Source organism: Stenotrophomonas sp. TWI587 (genome assembly GCF_039674145.1).
GTDB classification, from domain to species: domain Bacteria; phylum Pseudomonadota; class Gammaproteobacteria; order Xanthomonadales; family Xanthomonadaceae; genus Stenotrophomonas; species Stenotrophomonas maltophilia_AY.
Map to the genome: position 1 here is coordinate 32,519 of NZ_JBDJMW010000007.1, position 15,177 is coordinate 47,695.

Here is a 15,177-nt window from a genome sequence, read left to right on the forward strand (position 1 = left end):
ATGCCGCTGCCCGACGACATCGACGCCGTGCTGCCGCACCGCGACAGCATGCGCCTGATCCACCGCGTGGTGGCCTGGCAGGACGAATCCATCGCGGTGGAGGTGGACGTGCCCGCGCAGGGCCTGTTCTGCACCCCGGACGGCGTTCCGGCCTGGGTGGGCGTGGAATACATGGCCCAGGCGATCGCGGCCTGGGCCGGGTGCCGTGCGCGCCACGCCGGCCGTGCGCCGTCGATCGGTTTCCTGCTCGGCACCCGCCGCTACACCGCCCACCAACCGTACTTCACCCCCGGCAGCTGCCTGCGGGTGGAGGCGAACTGCGAGCTGTTGGGCGAGAATGGCCTGGGCATGTTCGCCTGCCGGATCCTGGCGGGCGATATCGAAATAGCAGTCGCCAACGTCTCCGTGTTTGAACCCACGGACGCGATGGCCTATCTGGAGAGTGGAGAGGCATGACAGGGAATTTGACCGTGCTGGTGACCGGCGCCAGCCGTGGCATCGGCCGTGCCGTGGCGCTGCGTTGCGCGCGCGACGGCTTCGACGTGGTGGTGCATTGCCGCAGCCGCATCGAAGAGGCGCAGGCCGTGGTGGGCGAGATCCAGGCGCTGGGCCGGCAGGCCCGGGTGCTGATGTTCGACGTGAGCGACCGCGATGCCGCGCGCACTGCGCTGGAAGCGGACATCGCCGAGCACGGCACTTATTACGGGGTGGTCTGCAACGCCGGCATCGCCCGGGACGGCGCCTTCCCGGCAATGCCGGCCGAGGATTGGGATGCGGTCATCCACACCAACCTGGACAGCTTCTACAACGTGCTGCACCCGCTGGTGATGCCGCTGGTGCGGCGGCGCAAGCCGGGCCGCATCGTGACCCTGTCCTCGGTGTCCGGCCTGGTCGGCAACCGCGGCCAGACCAATTACAGTGCGGCCAAGGCCGGCATCATCGGCGCCACCAAGGCGCTGGCGCTGGAACTGGCCAGCCGCGCGATCACCGTCAACTGCGTGGCCCCCGGGCTGATCGAGACCGAGATGGTCAATGAAGAAGTGGTCGAACACGCGCTCAAGCTGATCCCGGCCAACCGCCTGGGCCAACCGGAGGAGGTCGCCGCGGCGGTGTCGTTCCTGTTGTCCGAATCGGCCGGGTACATCACCCGCCAGGTGATCTCGGTCAACGGAGGCATGGTCTGATGGCCCGCCCCGATCGTCGCGTCGTGGTCACCGGCGCCGCCGCCATCAGCCCGCTCGGGCAGGACTGGGCGAGCATCCGCGCGCGTCTGCAGGCACGGACCAATGCGGTGCGCTACATCCCCGAGTGGGAGGTCTTCGATGGCCTCAACACCCGGCTGGCCGCACCGGCCGAAGACTTCGAGCTGCCGTCCAACTACAACCGCAAGACCACCCGCAGCATGGGCAAGGTCGCGGTGATGTCGGTGCGCGCCACCGAGCTGGCGCTGGAGGCAGCCGGTCTGCTCGGCCATCCGGTGCTGCGCAGTGGGATGGCCGGCGTGGCCTATGGCTCGTCCTCGGGCAGCCACGAGGCCACTGCCGAGTTCGGCCGGATGCTCCATGAGCACACCACCGAGGGCATCAGCGCCACCACCTACCTGAAGATGATGAGCCACACCTCACCGGTGAACATCGGCGTGTTCTTCGGTTTGTCCGGCCGGGTCTACACCACCTCCAGCGCCTGCACCTCGGGCAGCCAGGGCGTGGGCTCTGGCTATGAAGCGATCCGCAGCGGCAAGCAGACGGTGATGGTCACCGGCGGTGCCGAGCAGCTCGACGCCACGGCCGCGGCGGTGTTCGACACTCTGTTCGCCACCAGCGTGCGCAACGATGCACCGCAGACCACGCCCAGCCCGTTCGATGCGCACCGCGATGGCCTGGTGCTGGGCGAGGGCGCCTGCACGCTGATCCTGGAAGAGCTGGAGCACGCACAGGCCCGCGGCGCCACGATCCTGGCCGAAGTGGTCGGCTACGGCACCAACAGCGACGGCCAGCACGTCACCCAGCCCAGCGCCGGCACCATGGCCCAGGCGATGCGGCTGGCACTGGACGACGCTGACCTGGCCGCCGAGCGGATCGGCTACGTCAACGCGCACGGCACCGCCACCGAGCACGGCGACATTGCCGAAACCCAGGCCACCCACCAAGTGTTCGGCCCGGGCATGCCGATCAGCTCGCTCAAGAGCTACGTCGGCCACATGCTCGGCGCCTGCGGTGCATTCGAGGCCTGGCTGAGCATCGAGATGATGCGCGACGGCTGGTTCGCCCCGACCCTGAACCTGCATGAGGTCGACCCCCGCTGCGGCGCGCTGGACTACATCGACGGCGAAGGCCGCGCGTTGCAGACCGACTACGTCATGAGCAACAACTTCGCCTTCGGTGGCATCAACACCTCGTTGATCTTCCGCCGTTGGCAGGACTGACCGCTGTATCCGGCCTGCGGTGCGGGCCGGCCGTTCCGTAGACCCCTCGCGTCCCCCCAACAAGGAGAAAGTTGAATGCGTCGTTTTGCCCTGATTGCCGCCACCGCCCTGCTGGCCGTTGCCAGCACCGCCCAGGCCCGTGACACCCGCGTGGAGCAGTCGCTGCACGAGCTGGTCAATTCCGCCGAAGCCCGCAATGTCGGCATCGACGGCAGCGTGAAGTTCTACCTGGCTGGCGAAAAGGTCAGCGTCCTGCAGCGCCTGGGCGAGGATGTGACCAACAAGAAGACCAACGCGGCCAACAAGAGTGACGCCGAAGCCTGCCGCTGGGTGGCCTTGTCGGCGCTGCGCGCGCTGCAGGATGGCGCCAAGTCGCGCGGTGCGAACGCCGTGGTCGACATTGTCAGCTACTACAAGAAGAACGAGTTCAAGAGCACCACCAATTACGAATGCTATGCGGGCGCGATCCTGGCCGGCGTGGCGCTGAAGGGCACCTACGCCAAGGTGAAGTAAGCACGACGCACCACCGCCTCATCGGGGCGGTGGTGGCGCAAAACCGACGTATTCATCACAGCCGGACCGGCAGACTGCAGCGGCGCGCAGCTGAACGACATCGCGACATTGATGAACCTGATGCTGTCGCGCGACGGAAAACCGACGGCGGACCGTGCACGCAGCTTTCACCTGTGCCGGCTTTCCTCCACAATCATTGCCATTCACTACCCTGGGCAACGCCCTGCGGCATGCAAGCCTACGTCTATAAAAGCCAACGCAAGCAGGACAGCTTCGTCTATCTCGCCGTTCGTGATGACTTCTCCGTCATCCCCGACGCGGTGAAGGCCTCGCTGGCGCCGTTCCAGTTCGTTCTCGAAGTGGCCCTGACTCCCGACCGTCGCCTTGCCCAGGCCGATGTCGCACAAGTGCGCCAGAACCTGACCGAGCGTGGATTCCACCTGCAATTGCCGCCGCCCCCGTTGGCGCCGGTCCGGATCCCGCGACGCAATGACTGAATCTCCACGCCCCCGCGCCGTTGCCTCCGCTGCCGCGCTCGGTGTGCTGCTGGCCCTGGCCGCGGCCGTTGGTGGCGTGCCTGGTGCCGTGTGCGCCGCGCTGGCGCAACCGGCGTTCGCGCTGGCGGTGTCGTGGTGGCGCCGGACCCGGCCGCTGCAGCCGCTGGCACAGGTGGCCCGCCAGGATGGTCCGGCGTTGCTGGCGCTGTGGTCGCTCGGTCCGCTGCTGCTGACGTTGCTGGTGGCCTGGCCACTGAGCGCACTGCACGACAGCGGCAGCCTGGCCGCCGTGCTGGGACTGAGCGTGGCGGTCAGCGCCGCACTGCTCGGGGTCTGGCGGACCTGGCCGTTGTGGAATGACGTGGAACGCAGCGAAGGCAGCCTGGCCCGCCATTGGCAGACCCTGGCCGGGCGTGACCTGACCGCCTGGCGCGGTCTGGCTGTGGCCGCGCTGGTGGTACTCGTCTGTGCGCTGGTGGTGCTGCCGGCATGGCCGGGGCTCGTCTCGGAGGCGCTGCGCTGGCCGATCGCCGGTGCGGTCGTGCTGCTGTCGCCGCTGGCGCATCTGCTGCTGCAGGCGATCGCGCCCGCCAACGCCTTGACCGCGACGCTGCCGGTGCAGACGCGCGAAGCGCGCGAGGATCCGTTCGCCGAGCAGTACGCAGAACCCAAGCCGCTGGAATCGATCGGCCTGCACGAGCAGCAGCCGGCGCTGTACGACGCCGCGCGCAGCGGCCGGGTCGACCGCGCGCTGCAGCTGCTGCAGGCCGGTGCCGATCCGCACGGCCTGCCCGATCCGGCCTGGCGCGACCAGCGCAGTCTGGCGGTGCTCGCGGCCGTGCTGCCCGACCTGCGCCTGCTGCGTGAACTGATCGCCCGCGGCGTGGGCGTCAACGCGCCGCATCGCGGTATGACCCCGCTGCTGGCCGCTACCCGCGACAGCTGGCACGGTCGCCCGGAAGCGGTGATGACCCTGCTCGCCAACGGTGCCGACCCGCGTGCGGTGGACAGCGAGGGCAATACCCCGCTGCACCATGCCGCCCGCAGTTCCGATCCCGGCGTCGCCGCGTTGCTGCGCGATGCCGCTGCCGAAGTGGACGCGCTGAATGACGATGGCTGGTCACCGCTGGCGGTGGCCTGCCAGGTCGGCAACTGGCGCCTGGCCAAGTTCCTGCTCGAGCGTGGGGCCAAGACCGAGCCGGCCGAGGGCACGCCCGTGCTGCTCGCCGCCGCCGGCACCGAAGAAGACGATCCGGCCGGTGTGCAGCTGCTGCTCAAGCACAAGGCCCGCGCCGATGCGCGCGACCGGCAGCGCCGCAGTGCCCTGCACGAAGCCGCGCTGGCCGGCCATGTCGACATCATCGACGTGCTGCTCGCCGCCGGCGCCAATCTGGAAGCCCGCGATGCACTGGCGCGCACGCCGTGGCTGGAAGCCGCGCGTGGCGGTCGGGCCGGCGTGGTCGAACACCTGTTGCCGCACCATCCCGATCTCAATGCGGTCGATGGCGAGGGCCGCAACGCCGTGCTGCTGGCCTGCATGGCCGACAACGTGTCGCCGCTGCTGGTGCGCCGCCTGCGCGACCTGGGCATCGCCGTCGACGTCGCCGATCCGCAGGGCCGTCGTGCGGTGGATATCGCGGCCGGTGCCGGGCGCTGGGCGATCGTCTCGCTGCTGGATCCCGCCTATCCGCTGCCGTCCGCGGTCAGCGATGGCCTGGTGATGTCCGGCGATGGGGAGACAGCCTCGCCCTCGCTGCCGGACCGCCCGCCACTGGAACTGCTGCGTGAAGCGCTGAGCTTCGGCAACGTCGAGGGCATGGCCGCGCTGGCCCGCCTGTGCGCGCCGGAGGAACTGGGTGCGCTGCTGCACGATGCCGAACTGGCGTTGGATCCGCAGGCACTGGACTGGCTGCTCGCGCACGGCGCGGCGCCGGAAGTACTGGATGCCTGTGGTGATACCCCGATGTTCGCGCTGTTGGCGCGTGGCATCGATGCCGTGCCCGCGCTGCAGGTGCTGCTGCGCCGTGGCCTGTCCCCAGCTGGCCGCGGTGGCTTGGCGCGCCTGTTGAGCGCCTGCGCCCAGCACGACCATGCCTCGCGCGGGCTGGAACAGCTTGCGCTTGAACTGCTGGAACGCGGCGCCGACCCGTTTGCGCCGTCGCCGGCCGGTGATCCGCCGCTGTCGCTGGCGGTGCGCCTGGGCTGGCTGCGCCTGCAGCAGGCCCTGCTCACCCAGGGTGTGGACCGCGAAGCACGCGACAGCCACGGCATGACCGCGCTGCATCTGGCCACCGCGCTCGCGCGCGAAGGCTCGATCAAGCTGCTGGTGCAGCAGGGTGCCTCACCCGAAGCGCGCGCGGCCGACGGCCAGACGCCGCTGGGCGTGGCGCTGTCGATCGGCCGCCGCGACCTTGCCGATTGGCTGGACTGGCGGGTGTGGCCGCTGCCGCGCCGCGCCCTGCGCGACGGCGACCTGCCGGCCGCTGCGATGGCTGGCGATGCCGATGCCGTGCGGCGCCTGATCGATCTTGGGTTTGCTGTGGATGTCGTGGACGCCCAGGGCTGCACCGCCCTGCTGCGGGCCGCCGGTGGCGGTCATCTGGCCGTGGTGGACCTGCTGCTCACCCGTGGCGCGAATCCGCAGCACGCCGCGGCCAGTGGCGCGACGCCGCTGTCGGCCGCGGTCAGCATGCGCCAGATCGACATCGTCTCGGCCCTGCTCGATGCCGGTGCCGAGCTGGAATATCGCCTGCCGGGCGGCGTCACCGTGCTGATGCTGGCCTCGGCGCTGGGCCTGCCGGACATCGTCTCGCGCCTGCTCACCGCCGGTGCCAACGTTCACGCCGGCGATGCCCAGCAGCTCGGCCCGCTGCACTGCGCCGCGCTGTATGGCTTCAGTGCGCGCGACCGCTCGCGTCTGCTCGCCCTGCTGGACACACTGCTGCTGGCCGGCGCCGAACCAGACCAGGCCGCGGCCGGCTCGGTCACGCCGCTGTTGCTGCTGCTGGGGGCACGCGCCGAACCTGGCACCGCCTGCGATGAGCAGATCGTGCTTGCCGCGGTGGAACGTCTGCTCGACGAAGACGTTTCGCTGGACGTGCGCGATCCGCGCGGCTTCGGTCCCCTGCATCTGGCGGCGCTGCATGGCCTGCCGTTGCTGGTACAGCGCCTGCTGCGTGCCGGCGCCGACCCGGATGTGCGCGACGCGCTCAACCGCAGCCCGCGCGAGATCGCGGTGATGCGCGGCTTCATCGATGTCGCCGGCGAGTTCGAACCGCTGGTGCCGGGCGTGTCCTCGATGGCCCGGTTCCTGCGCGATAACGGCTGAGCAGTTCAGACAAACTCCGCTGCCGTCTCTGCCCTTCGCGTGCGGCCGGACTAAGCCGGACTAAGTTGTTCGGGCCTTCTCCCATCCGCGTCGCGAGAATGACGAGGGTGGCTTCTTTTCTGGCGCGGCGAAAGGTGAGTCGAACGCTGGGCCGCGCTGCCCTTGCCGGCGAATGTCCCCCGGCGTCGGCCTGCGGCCGCCGCCGCCTCCTTTATTTCGCCCACAAGGGCATCGCGACCCACGTGTGCAGATCACCGGCTCTCACAGAAAGGCGCGGTTTCCCGCACGCCTACCGTACGCCGAGCCCCTTAGCGGCCGGTAGGCTCCTGGGCAAAATCAAGGAGGAGGTCGCCGCCGCGAGGCGGCGGCCGGGGGACATTTGCCGAGGGGCCTGCCGGTCGCTAAGGGGCGTCACGCTCGCGATCCACACCCTTCCCATCACTCTCCGCATCTGCCTCAAACAGATGCATCAGGTCCGCACGCGCATCGCGCGAGGTCTGGATCACCGCGGCTTCGTCGTCGTAGACCAGGTACTGATCGCGCAGCAGCTTCTCGTCATGCTCGCGGAAGCGCTGCACATGACTGCGCGCGGTTTCCACCGACATGCCCAGCGCAATCAGCATCCGTTCGCTCAGTTCCAGGCTGGTGCCGAACACTTCGCGGAACGGTTCGGCGGACATGTCCATCAGCCGCCAGGCATGCTGGCGGTTGCGTGCGCGTACCAGCACCACCGCATCCGGATACATGCGCCGGATCAGCCGCGTGGCCCGCATGTTGGCGTCCGGATCATCCAGCGTGACCACGTACACACGGATGTGCTCGCCGCCGGCCGCGCGCAACATCTCCGGCCGGGTGGGATCGCCGTAATAGAGCTTGTTGCCGAAGCGGCGCAGGTCCGAGACGGTGTCCGGATTGGACTCCAGTGCCACGAACGGGATCTTCTGCGCAGTCAGCAGGCGCGCCACCACCTGGCCGAAGCGACCCATGCCGGCGATCATCACCTGCGGCTGCACATCGGTGATGTCGACCTTGTCCGCTGGCGGCGCACTGGCCTTGGGACCCTCATCGCGACCGAGCAAGCGGATCAGGCCGATCATCAGCAGCGGTGTGATCGCCATCGAGAGGCCGACGATCGCTACCAGCCGATCGTGATTCGCGCTGCCGAGCAGGTGCGCGCGCTGCGCCTCGTTGAACACCACGAAGGCAAACTCGCCGCCCAGCCACAGCACACTGCCCAGCAGCACGGCATGGCGCGTGCGCAGCTTGGCCAGCTTGCCGATGCCGAACAGCAGGCCGAACTTCACCACCAGCAGGATCGCCACGCCCGCGGCGATCATCATCGGCTCGGCGACGATGCGGTCCAGGTCGATGCCCATGCCGACGGCGATGAAGAACAGACCAAGCAGCAGGCCTTTGAACGGCTCGATCTGCGATTCCAGCTCGTGGCGGAACTCCGAATCGGACAACAGCACACCGGCCAGGAAGGCGCCCAGGCTGGGGCTCAACCCGGCTTCCTGCATGAACCATGCGGTGCCCAGTACCACCAGCAGCGCGGTGGCGGTGAACACCTCCGGGCTGCGCGTGCGCGCGATGATGTTGAACAGTCGGCGCAGCACGGGCCGCCCGCACAGGATCACCACCGCCAGTGCGCCGATGGCGATGGCCACGTCGTTCCATTGCAGGGTGTCGTTGCGCGCACCGCCCAGCAGCGGAATCGCGGCCAGTAATGGAATCGCGATCAGGTCCTGGAACAGCAGGATGGCAAAGCCCAGCCGCCCGTAATCGCTGTTGATCGCCTTGTGCTCGGACAGCAGCTGCAGCCCAACCGCGGTAGAGGACAGCGCCAGCGCGATGCCGACGATGAGCGCGCTCTTCCACTGGAAGTGATCCAGCATCAGCAGGCTGCCCAGCACCAGGGCGCTCAGCGCGACCTGCAGCGCGCCGGCACCGAACACCGAGCGGCGCATCACCTTCAGGCGGGCAGGCGACAGCTCCAGGCCGATCACGAACAACAGCATCACCACGCCGATCTCGGCGGCGCTGAGGATGCGGTCGGCGTCCTGCACGAAGCCCAGGCCATCCGGGCCGAGCACCACGCCGGCGGCAAGGTAGCCGAGCACGGCACCCAGACCGAGCTTCTTGAACACCGGCACCGCGATCACCGCAGCCAGCAGCAGCACCAGGGCCAGCTCGAGCGCGCCGCTATGCATGGAGGAACCTGCTCATGGGGTCGTGTGCCGTGCGGGTGGAAAGCCTCCCCGGGCGGACCGGGGCCTGTGGCCGGGGCCACGCGCCATTATGCGACCGCGATGGGTGCGGAAGGCGACTCCCACCGGAACGGGGTTCCGCACAAGGGTTGACCTGCGTCACACCCAGGTCCAGACTGCCCGCCGCTGCTGGCGTCCGCCGTCGGCAGTAAACCCTTCCGGAGTCCCCAACCCATGTCCAGCGACAGTAGAAGTCGACCTTGCTCGACGCCAGCGATGGCCACCGCCTGACACGGGTCGGTTCGCCAGCGTTGGCGTCGCGCAATGCGATACCCACAGGCGAATACGATGAACCAGAAAGACCTGCTGCGTCCGGTGGCCGATGCCGCCTCCTTGAGCGCACCCCTCGATAATTTCAACACCGCCGATGCGGTGGAATTCCTCAACACGCTGAGCCTGTCGCGCGCCGCCGACACGCTGGCCGCGTTGCCGTTGCCGCGCGCGGTGAAGATGCTCGAGCAGCCCGAGCTCAACCGCGGTGGCGACCTCGTGGCGGCCATGCCGGTGGCCCGCGCCGCCGCCCTGCTCGGGCTGATGGCCGATGACCGTGCCACCGACATCGTCCACGAGCTGGACGAGGACGAGCGTGCACGTCTGATCCCGCTGCTCAGCCCGGACGCCCGCAAGGCGATCCAGCAGCTGCTGAGCTACCCGGCGCACACCGCCGGTGCACTGATGACCACCGAGTTCGTCAGCGTGCCCTCGGACTGGACGGTCGGGCGCACCCTGCAGCACATCCGCGAGGTCGAGCGCACCCGCGAGACCGTCTACGCGATCTATGTGCTGGATCCGCACACCCGCGCACTGGTGCAGGTGGTCACCATGCGCCGGCTGATCACCGGGCTGCCCGAGGAACCGATCCTCGACGTCGCCCAGGTCAACCCGCCGGTGACGGTGGAGGTGCAGCTGGATCAGGAAGAGGTGGCGCAGCTGATCCGTCGCCACGATCTGCTCGCGATTCCGGTGGTGGACGCGCAGCACCATGTGCTGGGCATCGTCACGGTGGATGACATCCTCGATGCGCTGATCGAGGAATCCACCGAGGACGTGCACAAGTTCGGCGGCATGGAAGCGCTGGAAAAGCCGTATATGCAGATCGGCTTCTTCGAGATGCTGCGCAAGCGGGCCGGCTGGCTGAGCGTGCTGTTCCTCGGCGAAATGCTGACCGCCAGTGCGATGCAACACTACGAGGACGAGCTGGCGCGCGCAGTGGTGCTGACGTTGTTCATCCCGTTGATCATGAGCTCGGGCGGCAACTCCGGCTCGCAGGCGACCTCGCTGCTGATCCGCAGCCTTGCCCTGCGCGAGCTGCGCCTGCGCGACTGGTGGAAGGTGGCGCTGCGCGAGGTGCCGACCGGCATCACCCTGGGCGCGATCCTGGGCGTGCTGGCGATCATCCGCATCGTGTCCTGGCAGCTGTTGGGCCTGCATGACTACGGCGATCATTGGCAGCTGCTGGCACTGACCATCGGCGCAGCACTGGTCGGCATCGTCACCTTCGGCTCGCTGTCCGGCTCGATGCTGCCCTTCATCCTCAAGCGCCTGGGCTTCGACCCGGCCAGCGCCTCGGCCCCGTTCGTGGCCACGCTGGTGGACGTCACCGGCCTGGTCATCTACTTCAGCATCGCCGCGATGATCCTGCGCGGCACCCTGCTTTAACAGGGACGGGGGTGGTTAATAACCACCCCCGTCCCTGTTACTGTCTGGTCGCATGAGCACCTACCACCTGCAAGCTGTCTTCCGCCCGCAGTCGGTCGCCGTGATCGGCGGCAGCCCGCGTGAACGCTCCGCCGGCCGCGCGGTGATGCGCAACCTGCGCGGCACCGGCTTCCCCGGCAAAGTGGCGTGGATCAATCCGCGTTACAGCGAGATCGATGGCATCCGCACGGTGAAGCGGCTCAAGGACCTGGACTGGGTGCCCGAACTGGTGGTGATCACCGCCCCGGCCAGCATCGTGCCGCAGGTGGTGGCCACCGCCGCCGAGCGTGGCGTCAGTGCAGCGATCATCCTCACCGCCAACCTGGGAGACGGCCCGGGCTCGCTGGCCGCGCAGGTGGAGGCGGCGGCACGCCCCAAGGGCCTGCGCATCCTCGGCCCGCACTGCCTGGGGGTGATCGCTCCGCATGCGCGCTTGAATGCCAGCATCGCCGCGCACTTCCCGCAGGCCGGTGACCTGGCCCTGATCTCCGAATCCAGCGCGATCGCCGCGGCCCTGGTGGAGTGGGGCGTGGCACGCTCGGTCGGCTTCTCTGCCGTGGTCTCGCTGGGCGACACCCTCGATGTCGACTTCGGCGATCTGCTCGATTACTTCGCCACCGATTACCGCACCCGCGCGATCCTGCTCTACGTCGAGCACATCCGCGATGCGCGCAAATTCATGTCGGCCGCGCGTGCCGCGGCGCGCGCCAAGCCGGTGGTGGTGGTCAAATCCGGCCGTCACATCCGCATCAATCCCGATGCCGATACCCACGTGCAGGCACTGGCCAGCGCCGATGCGGTCTATGGCGCTGCGTTCAACCGCGCCGGCCTGCTGCGCGTCAGCGCGCTGGACGAGCTGTTCACCGCCGCCGAAACACTCGGTCGGCTCGGCACCTTCCCGGGCCGTCGCCTGGCGATCCTGAGCAACGGTGGCGGAGTGGGGCGGCTGGCGGTGGATCAGCTGCTGGCCCTGCGCGGCAGCCTCGCCGAACTGTCGCCGGCCACCGTCGCCCAGCTTGATGCGGTGCTGCCGCAGGGCTGGTCGCGCAGCAATCCGGTGGACATCGTGGTCGATGCCGATGGCGACCGCTACGCCGCGGCGATCGAAGCGCTGATGTCCGATACCGAGAACGACGCCGTGCTGGTGGTCAACGTGTCGACCGCGTTCACTTCCTCGGCCGATGCCGCGCAGGCGCTGACCCGCACGCTTGGCCTGCGCCCGCGCCATCACCGCGACAAGCCGGTGTTCGCGGTGTGGCTGGGCAACGACGACCGCGCCACCGCCACGCTCAATGCCGCGCGCGTGCCGACCTACCCGACCGAAGCCGAGGCCGTGCGCGGCTTCCAGCATCTGGTGCGCTACCGCGACGCGCAGGCCGCGTTGATGGAAACCCCGCCCAGCCTGCCCGAGGATTTCGTGGTCGATACCGCCGGCGCCCGCGCGCTGGTGGAGGCTGCACTGGCCGCCGGCCAGCAGTGGCTGGACCCGATCGCCACGCACCAGCTGCTCAGCGCGTACGGCATTCCGTCGGCGCCGGTGATGCAGGCGCGTGATGCCCACGAGGCGATGGACCTGGCCCAGCCATTGCTGGAGCAGGGCGCCACGGTGGCGATCAAGGTGTTCTCGGCCGACATCCCGCACAAATCCGATGTCGACGGCGTGCGCTTGAACCTCAGTACCCTGCAATCCGTGCATGCGGCGGCCACCTCGATCATCGCGCGCGCGCATGAGAAGCGCCCCGATGCGCGCATCGATGGCGTGCTGGTGCAGCCGACCATCGTGCGGCCGAAGGCGCGGGAGTTGATTGCCGGCATCGCCGACGACCCGACCTTCGGCCCGGTGATCGTGTTCGGTCGTGGCGGTACCGCGGTCGAAGTCATCGATGACAAGGCCATCGCCCTGCCACCGCTGGACCTGCGCCTGTCGCACGAACTGATCGGGCGCACGCGCGTGTCGCGCATCCTCAAGGCGTACCGCGATGTGCCGGCCGCCGACGAACGCGCGGTCGCGCTGATCCTGGTCAAGCTCGCCCAGCTCGCCGCTGACATTCCTGAAATCCGCACGCTCGACATCAATCCGCTGCTCGCCGATCGCGACGGCGTGATCGCGCTCGATGCACGCGTGGCGATCGCACCGTCGCGCAAACTGCACAAGGGGCGTGGCCACCCGCGTTTCGCGGTGTTCCCGTATCCCAAGGAATGGGAGCGCACCATCACCCTGTCCGACGGCGCCCCCGCCTTTGTGCGTCCGGTGCGCCCCGAGGACGACGCGCTGTTCCGCGCCTTCTTCGCCCGCGTCACCGATGACGACCTGCGCCTGCGCTTCTTCCAGTCGGTGAAGCACTTCAGCCACGAATTCATCGCGCGCCTGACCCAGCTCGACTACGCCCGCTCCATCGCACTGGTGGCGATCGATCCGCGCAGTGGCGACATGCTCGGTGCCGTGCGCCTGCACGCCGATGCGGACTACGACCGTGGCGAGTACGGCATCCTGATCCGCTCCGACCTCAAGGGCCATGGCATCGGCTGGCGGCTGATGGCGATCATGATCGAGTACGCCCAGTGGCTCGGCCTGAACATCATCGAAGGCCAGGTGCTGCGCGAGAACAGCACCATGCTGGCGATGTGCCAGAGCCTGGGCTTCAAGACCAGGCTGGACCCGGACGATTCGACGGTGATGGTGGTGACGTTGCCGGTGCAGGACGTGCAGGTGCCGCAGGTGCCCGATCCTGCAACGCACTGAGCCGATCACGGTACGACGCGTGCACGTGGGCGGGGCGACAATACGCCATGACCGACCGCCTCCCCCTGCTGCTGCTCCCCGGCCTGCTCAACGACGCTGAACTCTGGCGTGCGCAGATCGCCGACCTCTCCGATATCGCCGACTGCATCGTCGGCGACCAGACCCGCGGCGAGACGATGCAGGCCGTGGTCGACGACGTGCTGGCGCAGGCGCCCGAACGTTTCGCCCTGGCCGGTTTTTCCCTCGGCGGCTTCGTCGCCCAGCAGATCCTGCGCACCGCGCCGGAGCGGGTGCTGCGCCTGGCCCTGATCGACACCTCGATCCATGCCGACTCGCCCGAGCGCGCAAAGCAGCGGCAGACCCAGCGCGCCAGCGTGCGCCTGCCCGGCAAATTCCACGGCTTCGGCGACACGTTGATGCGCAGCTACATCGATGCCTCGCGGCTGGACGACTACGTGCTGGTCCAGCGCGTGCGCGACATGACCGCGCGGCTGGGCGCGGAGGTGTTCCTGCGACAGAGCGCGTTGGATCGGGTAGATGGCCACGACGTGCTGGCCGGGTACCGCGATCCGCTGTTGATCGTGTGCGGTGCGAACGACCGCATCACCCCGCTGGCGATCAGCGGGGAGATGCATGCGCTGGTGCCGCACTCGAACCTGGTCGTGCTGCCCGACTGTGGGCATCTGGCCCCGATGGAGAAGCCCGACGAGGTCAGCGTGGCAATGCGGGACTGGTTGCTCCGGTAGGTGCCGGCTGGCGGCCGGCACGCACCATCCAGCGGTCGGGCGCTGTCCATCAATCCCAGGCCGGTGCGATCCCTTCAGGGTTCGCCAGGCGATGCCCGCGATCCAGCGTGGCGATCTGCGCCATGTCCTCATCGCTCAAGCGCAGATCGGCCGCCAGCAGGTTGCCGGCCAGGTTGTCGCGCTTGGTCGAGGACGGAATCACCGCAAAACCCTGCTGCAACGCCCACGCCAGTGCGACCTGGGCCGGGGTGGCCTGGTGGCGCTCGGCGATGGCCTGGATCACCGGGTCCTTGAGCACTTCGCCGTAGGCCAGGCTCATGTATGCGGTGACATGGATGCCCTGGTCCTTCAGGAACGCGATCAGCGCGCGGTTCTGCAGGTAGGGGTGGACTTCGATCTGGTTGGTGGCGATCGCATCGGCACCCAGGATCTCGATGGCCTGGCGGGTCTGGGCGATGGTGAAGTTGGAAACGCCGATCTGCCGGGTCAGACCGAGTGATTTGGCTTCGGCCAGTGCGCCGAGATACTCGGCCATCGGTACGGCATCCTTCGGCGAGGGCCAGTGGATCAGGGTGAGCTCGACGTGGTCGGTGCGCAGCTTGCGCAGGCTCTCGCGCAGGCTGGCCAGCAACGCGTCGTGCTGGAAGTTGGCGATCCAGATCTTGGTAGTGAGGAACAGATCATCGCGGGCCACGCCGGATTCGGCGATGGCCTGGCCGACCTCGGCCTCGTTCTCGTAGATCTGTGCGGTATCGATGGCGCGGTAGCCGACGTCCAGTGCGTTGCGCACCGAGTCGATCACGGTCTGGCCCTTCAGGCGGAAGGTGCCGAGGCCGAATGCGGGAATGCTCATGGAAACTCCTTCATGGGGGTGAGGTGCAGGCTACGCCGTGCACCGTAAAGCGACGTAGAGCCGGCCGTTGGTCGGCTGCAGTTGTGGGAAACGAAACGAATCGTTGC

Annotated in this window: 11 protein-coding genes; 9 read left to right on the plus strand and 2 right to left on the minus strand. The window is 68.5% G+C overall.

Going from position 1 to position 15,177, the window contains the following annotated elements:
• From ABE464_RS12710 to ABE464_RS12735, 6 genes are all read left to right on the plus strand, one after another.
• A complete protein-coding gene (locus ABE464_RS12710; RefSeq protein ID WP_346472257.1) occupies positions 1-456 on the plus strand; it encodes a hypothetical protein in 456 nt (151 codons plus the stop codon).
• Entirely contained in the window at positions 453-1,184 is a 732-nt protein-coding gene (fabG, locus tag ABE464_RS12715) for a 3-oxoacyl-ACP reductase FabG (protein WP_346472258.1), read from the plus strand. Before ABE464_RS12710 ends, fabG begins: the two co-directional genes overlap by 4 nt.
• Positions 1,184-2,425, plus strand: a complete 1,242-nt coding sequence (locus ABE464_RS12720) for a beta-ketoacyl-ACP synthase (protein ID WP_346472259.1) — start codon at positions 1,184-1,186, stop codon at positions 2,423-2,425. The genes fabG and ABE464_RS12720 overlap by 1 nt, the downstream gene beginning before the upstream one ends.
• 75 nt (positions 2,426-2,500) lie before the next feature.
• Positions 2,501-2,938 (plus strand): excinuclease ATPase subunit, encoded by a 438-nt coding sequence (locus ABE464_RS12725; RefSeq protein WP_346472260.1) that lies wholly within the window; start codon positions 2,501-2,503, stop codon positions 2,936-2,938.
• Between the two features lie 230 nt (positions 2,939-3,168).
• Complete coding sequence (locus tag ABE464_RS12730) at positions 3,169-3,435, plus strand: YcgL domain-containing protein (protein WP_346472261.1); 267 nt, start codon at positions 3,169-3,171, stop codon at positions 3,433-3,435.
• The gene (locus ABE464_RS12735; RefSeq protein ID WP_346472262.1) at positions 3,428-6,763 is read left to right on the plus strand and encodes an ankyrin repeat domain-containing protein; all 3,336 of its coding nucleotides are present in this window, start codon (positions 3,428-3,430) and stop codon (positions 6,761-6,763) included. Before ABE464_RS12730 ends, ABE464_RS12735 begins: the two co-directional genes overlap by 8 nt.
• Positions 6,764-7,164: 401 nt before the next feature.
• Here the strand turns inward: ABE464_RS12735 and ABE464_RS12740 are convergent, their stop codons facing one another.
• On the minus strand, positions 7,165-8,973 hold the full coding sequence (locus ABE464_RS12740) for a monovalent cation:proton antiporter-2 (CPA2) family protein (protein ID WP_346472263.1): 1,809 nt from the start codon (positions 8,971-8,973) through the stop codon (positions 7,165-7,167).
• Positions 8,974-9,318: 345 nt separating this feature from the next.
• Between ABE464_RS12740 and mgtE the strand changes: the two genes are divergently transcribed.
• The 3 genes from mgtE to ABE464_RS12755 are packed head-to-tail and all read left to right on the plus strand — an operon-like array spanning position 9,319 to position 14,217.
• Positions 9,319-10,689, plus strand: coding sequence for a magnesium transporter (mgtE, locus tag ABE464_RS12745; protein WP_346472264.1), 1,371 nt, complete (start codon positions 9,319-9,321; stop codon positions 10,687-10,689).
• Positions 10,690-10,741: 52 nt separating this feature from the next.
• Positions 10,742-13,471, plus strand: a complete 2,730-nt coding sequence (locus tag ABE464_RS12750) for a bifunctional acetate--CoA ligase family protein/GNAT family N-acetyltransferase (RefSeq protein ID WP_346472265.1) — start codon at positions 10,742-10,744, stop codon at positions 13,469-13,471.
• A gap of 47 nt (positions 13,472-13,518) precedes the next feature.
• On the plus strand, positions 13,519-14,217 hold the full coding sequence (locus tag ABE464_RS12755) for an alpha/beta fold hydrolase (RefSeq protein ID WP_346472266.1): 699 nt from the start codon (positions 13,519-13,521) through the stop codon (positions 14,215-14,217).
• Between the two features lie 49 nt (positions 14,218-14,266).
• Here the strand turns inward: ABE464_RS12755 and dkgB are convergent, their stop codons facing one another.
• Positions 14,267-15,070 carry a 2,5-didehydrogluconate reductase DkgB gene (gene dkgB, locus ABE464_RS12760; RefSeq protein ID WP_346472267.1) on the minus strand — a complete coding sequence of 268 codons (804 nt, stop codon included), beginning with the start codon at positions 15,068-15,070 and terminating at the stop codon, positions 14,267-14,269.
• Positions 15,071-15,177: the final 107 nt, after the last annotated feature.

What these genes read in the sequence shown, in the direction of transcription:
- ABE464_RS12730 (WP_346472261.1), top strand. Translation starts at nt 3,169, where the DNA reads ATGCAAGCCTACGTCTATAAAAGCCAACGCAAGCAGGACAGCTTCGTC.
- ABE464_RS12755 (WP_346472266.1), top strand. Translation starts at nt 13,519, where the DNA reads ATGACCGACCGCCTCCCCCTGCTGCTGCTCCCCGGCCTGCTCAACGAC.
- ABE464_RS12725 (WP_346472260.1), top strand. Translation starts at nt 2,501, where the DNA reads ATGCGTCGTTTTGCCCTGATTGCCGCCACCGCCCTGCTGGCCGTTGCC.
- ABE464_RS12735 (WP_346472262.1), top strand. Translation starts at nt 3,428, where the DNA reads ATGACTGAATCTCCACGCCCCCGCGCCGTTGCCTCCGCTGCCGCGCTC.
- mgtE (WP_346472264.1), top strand. Translation starts at nt 9,319, where the DNA reads ATGAACCAGAAAGACCTGCTGCGTCCGGTGGCCGATGCCGCCTCCTTG.
- ABE464_RS12710 (WP_346472257.1), top strand. Translation starts at nt 1, where the DNA reads ATGCCGCTGCCCGACGACATCGACGCCGTGCTGCCGCACCGCGACAGC.
- ABE464_RS12740 (WP_346472263.1), bottom strand. Translation starts at nt 8,973, where the DNA reads ATGCATAGCGGCGCGCTCGAGCTGGCCCTGGTGCTGCTGCTGGCTGCG.
- ABE464_RS12750 (WP_346472265.1), top strand. Translation starts at nt 10,742, where the DNA reads ATGAGCACCTACCACCTGCAAGCTGTCTTCCGCCCGCAGTCGGTCGCC.
- fabG (WP_346472258.1), top strand. Translation starts at nt 453, where the DNA reads ATGACAGGGAATTTGACCGTGCTGGTGACCGGCGCCAGCCGTGGCATC.
- dkgB (WP_346472267.1), bottom strand. Translation starts at nt 15,070, where the DNA reads ATGAGCATTCCCGCATTCGGCCTCGGCACCTTCCGCCTGAAGGGCCAG.
- ABE464_RS12720 (WP_346472259.1), top strand. Translation starts at nt 1,184, where the DNA reads ATGGCCCGCCCCGATCGTCGCGTCGTGGTCACCGGCGCCGCCGCCATC.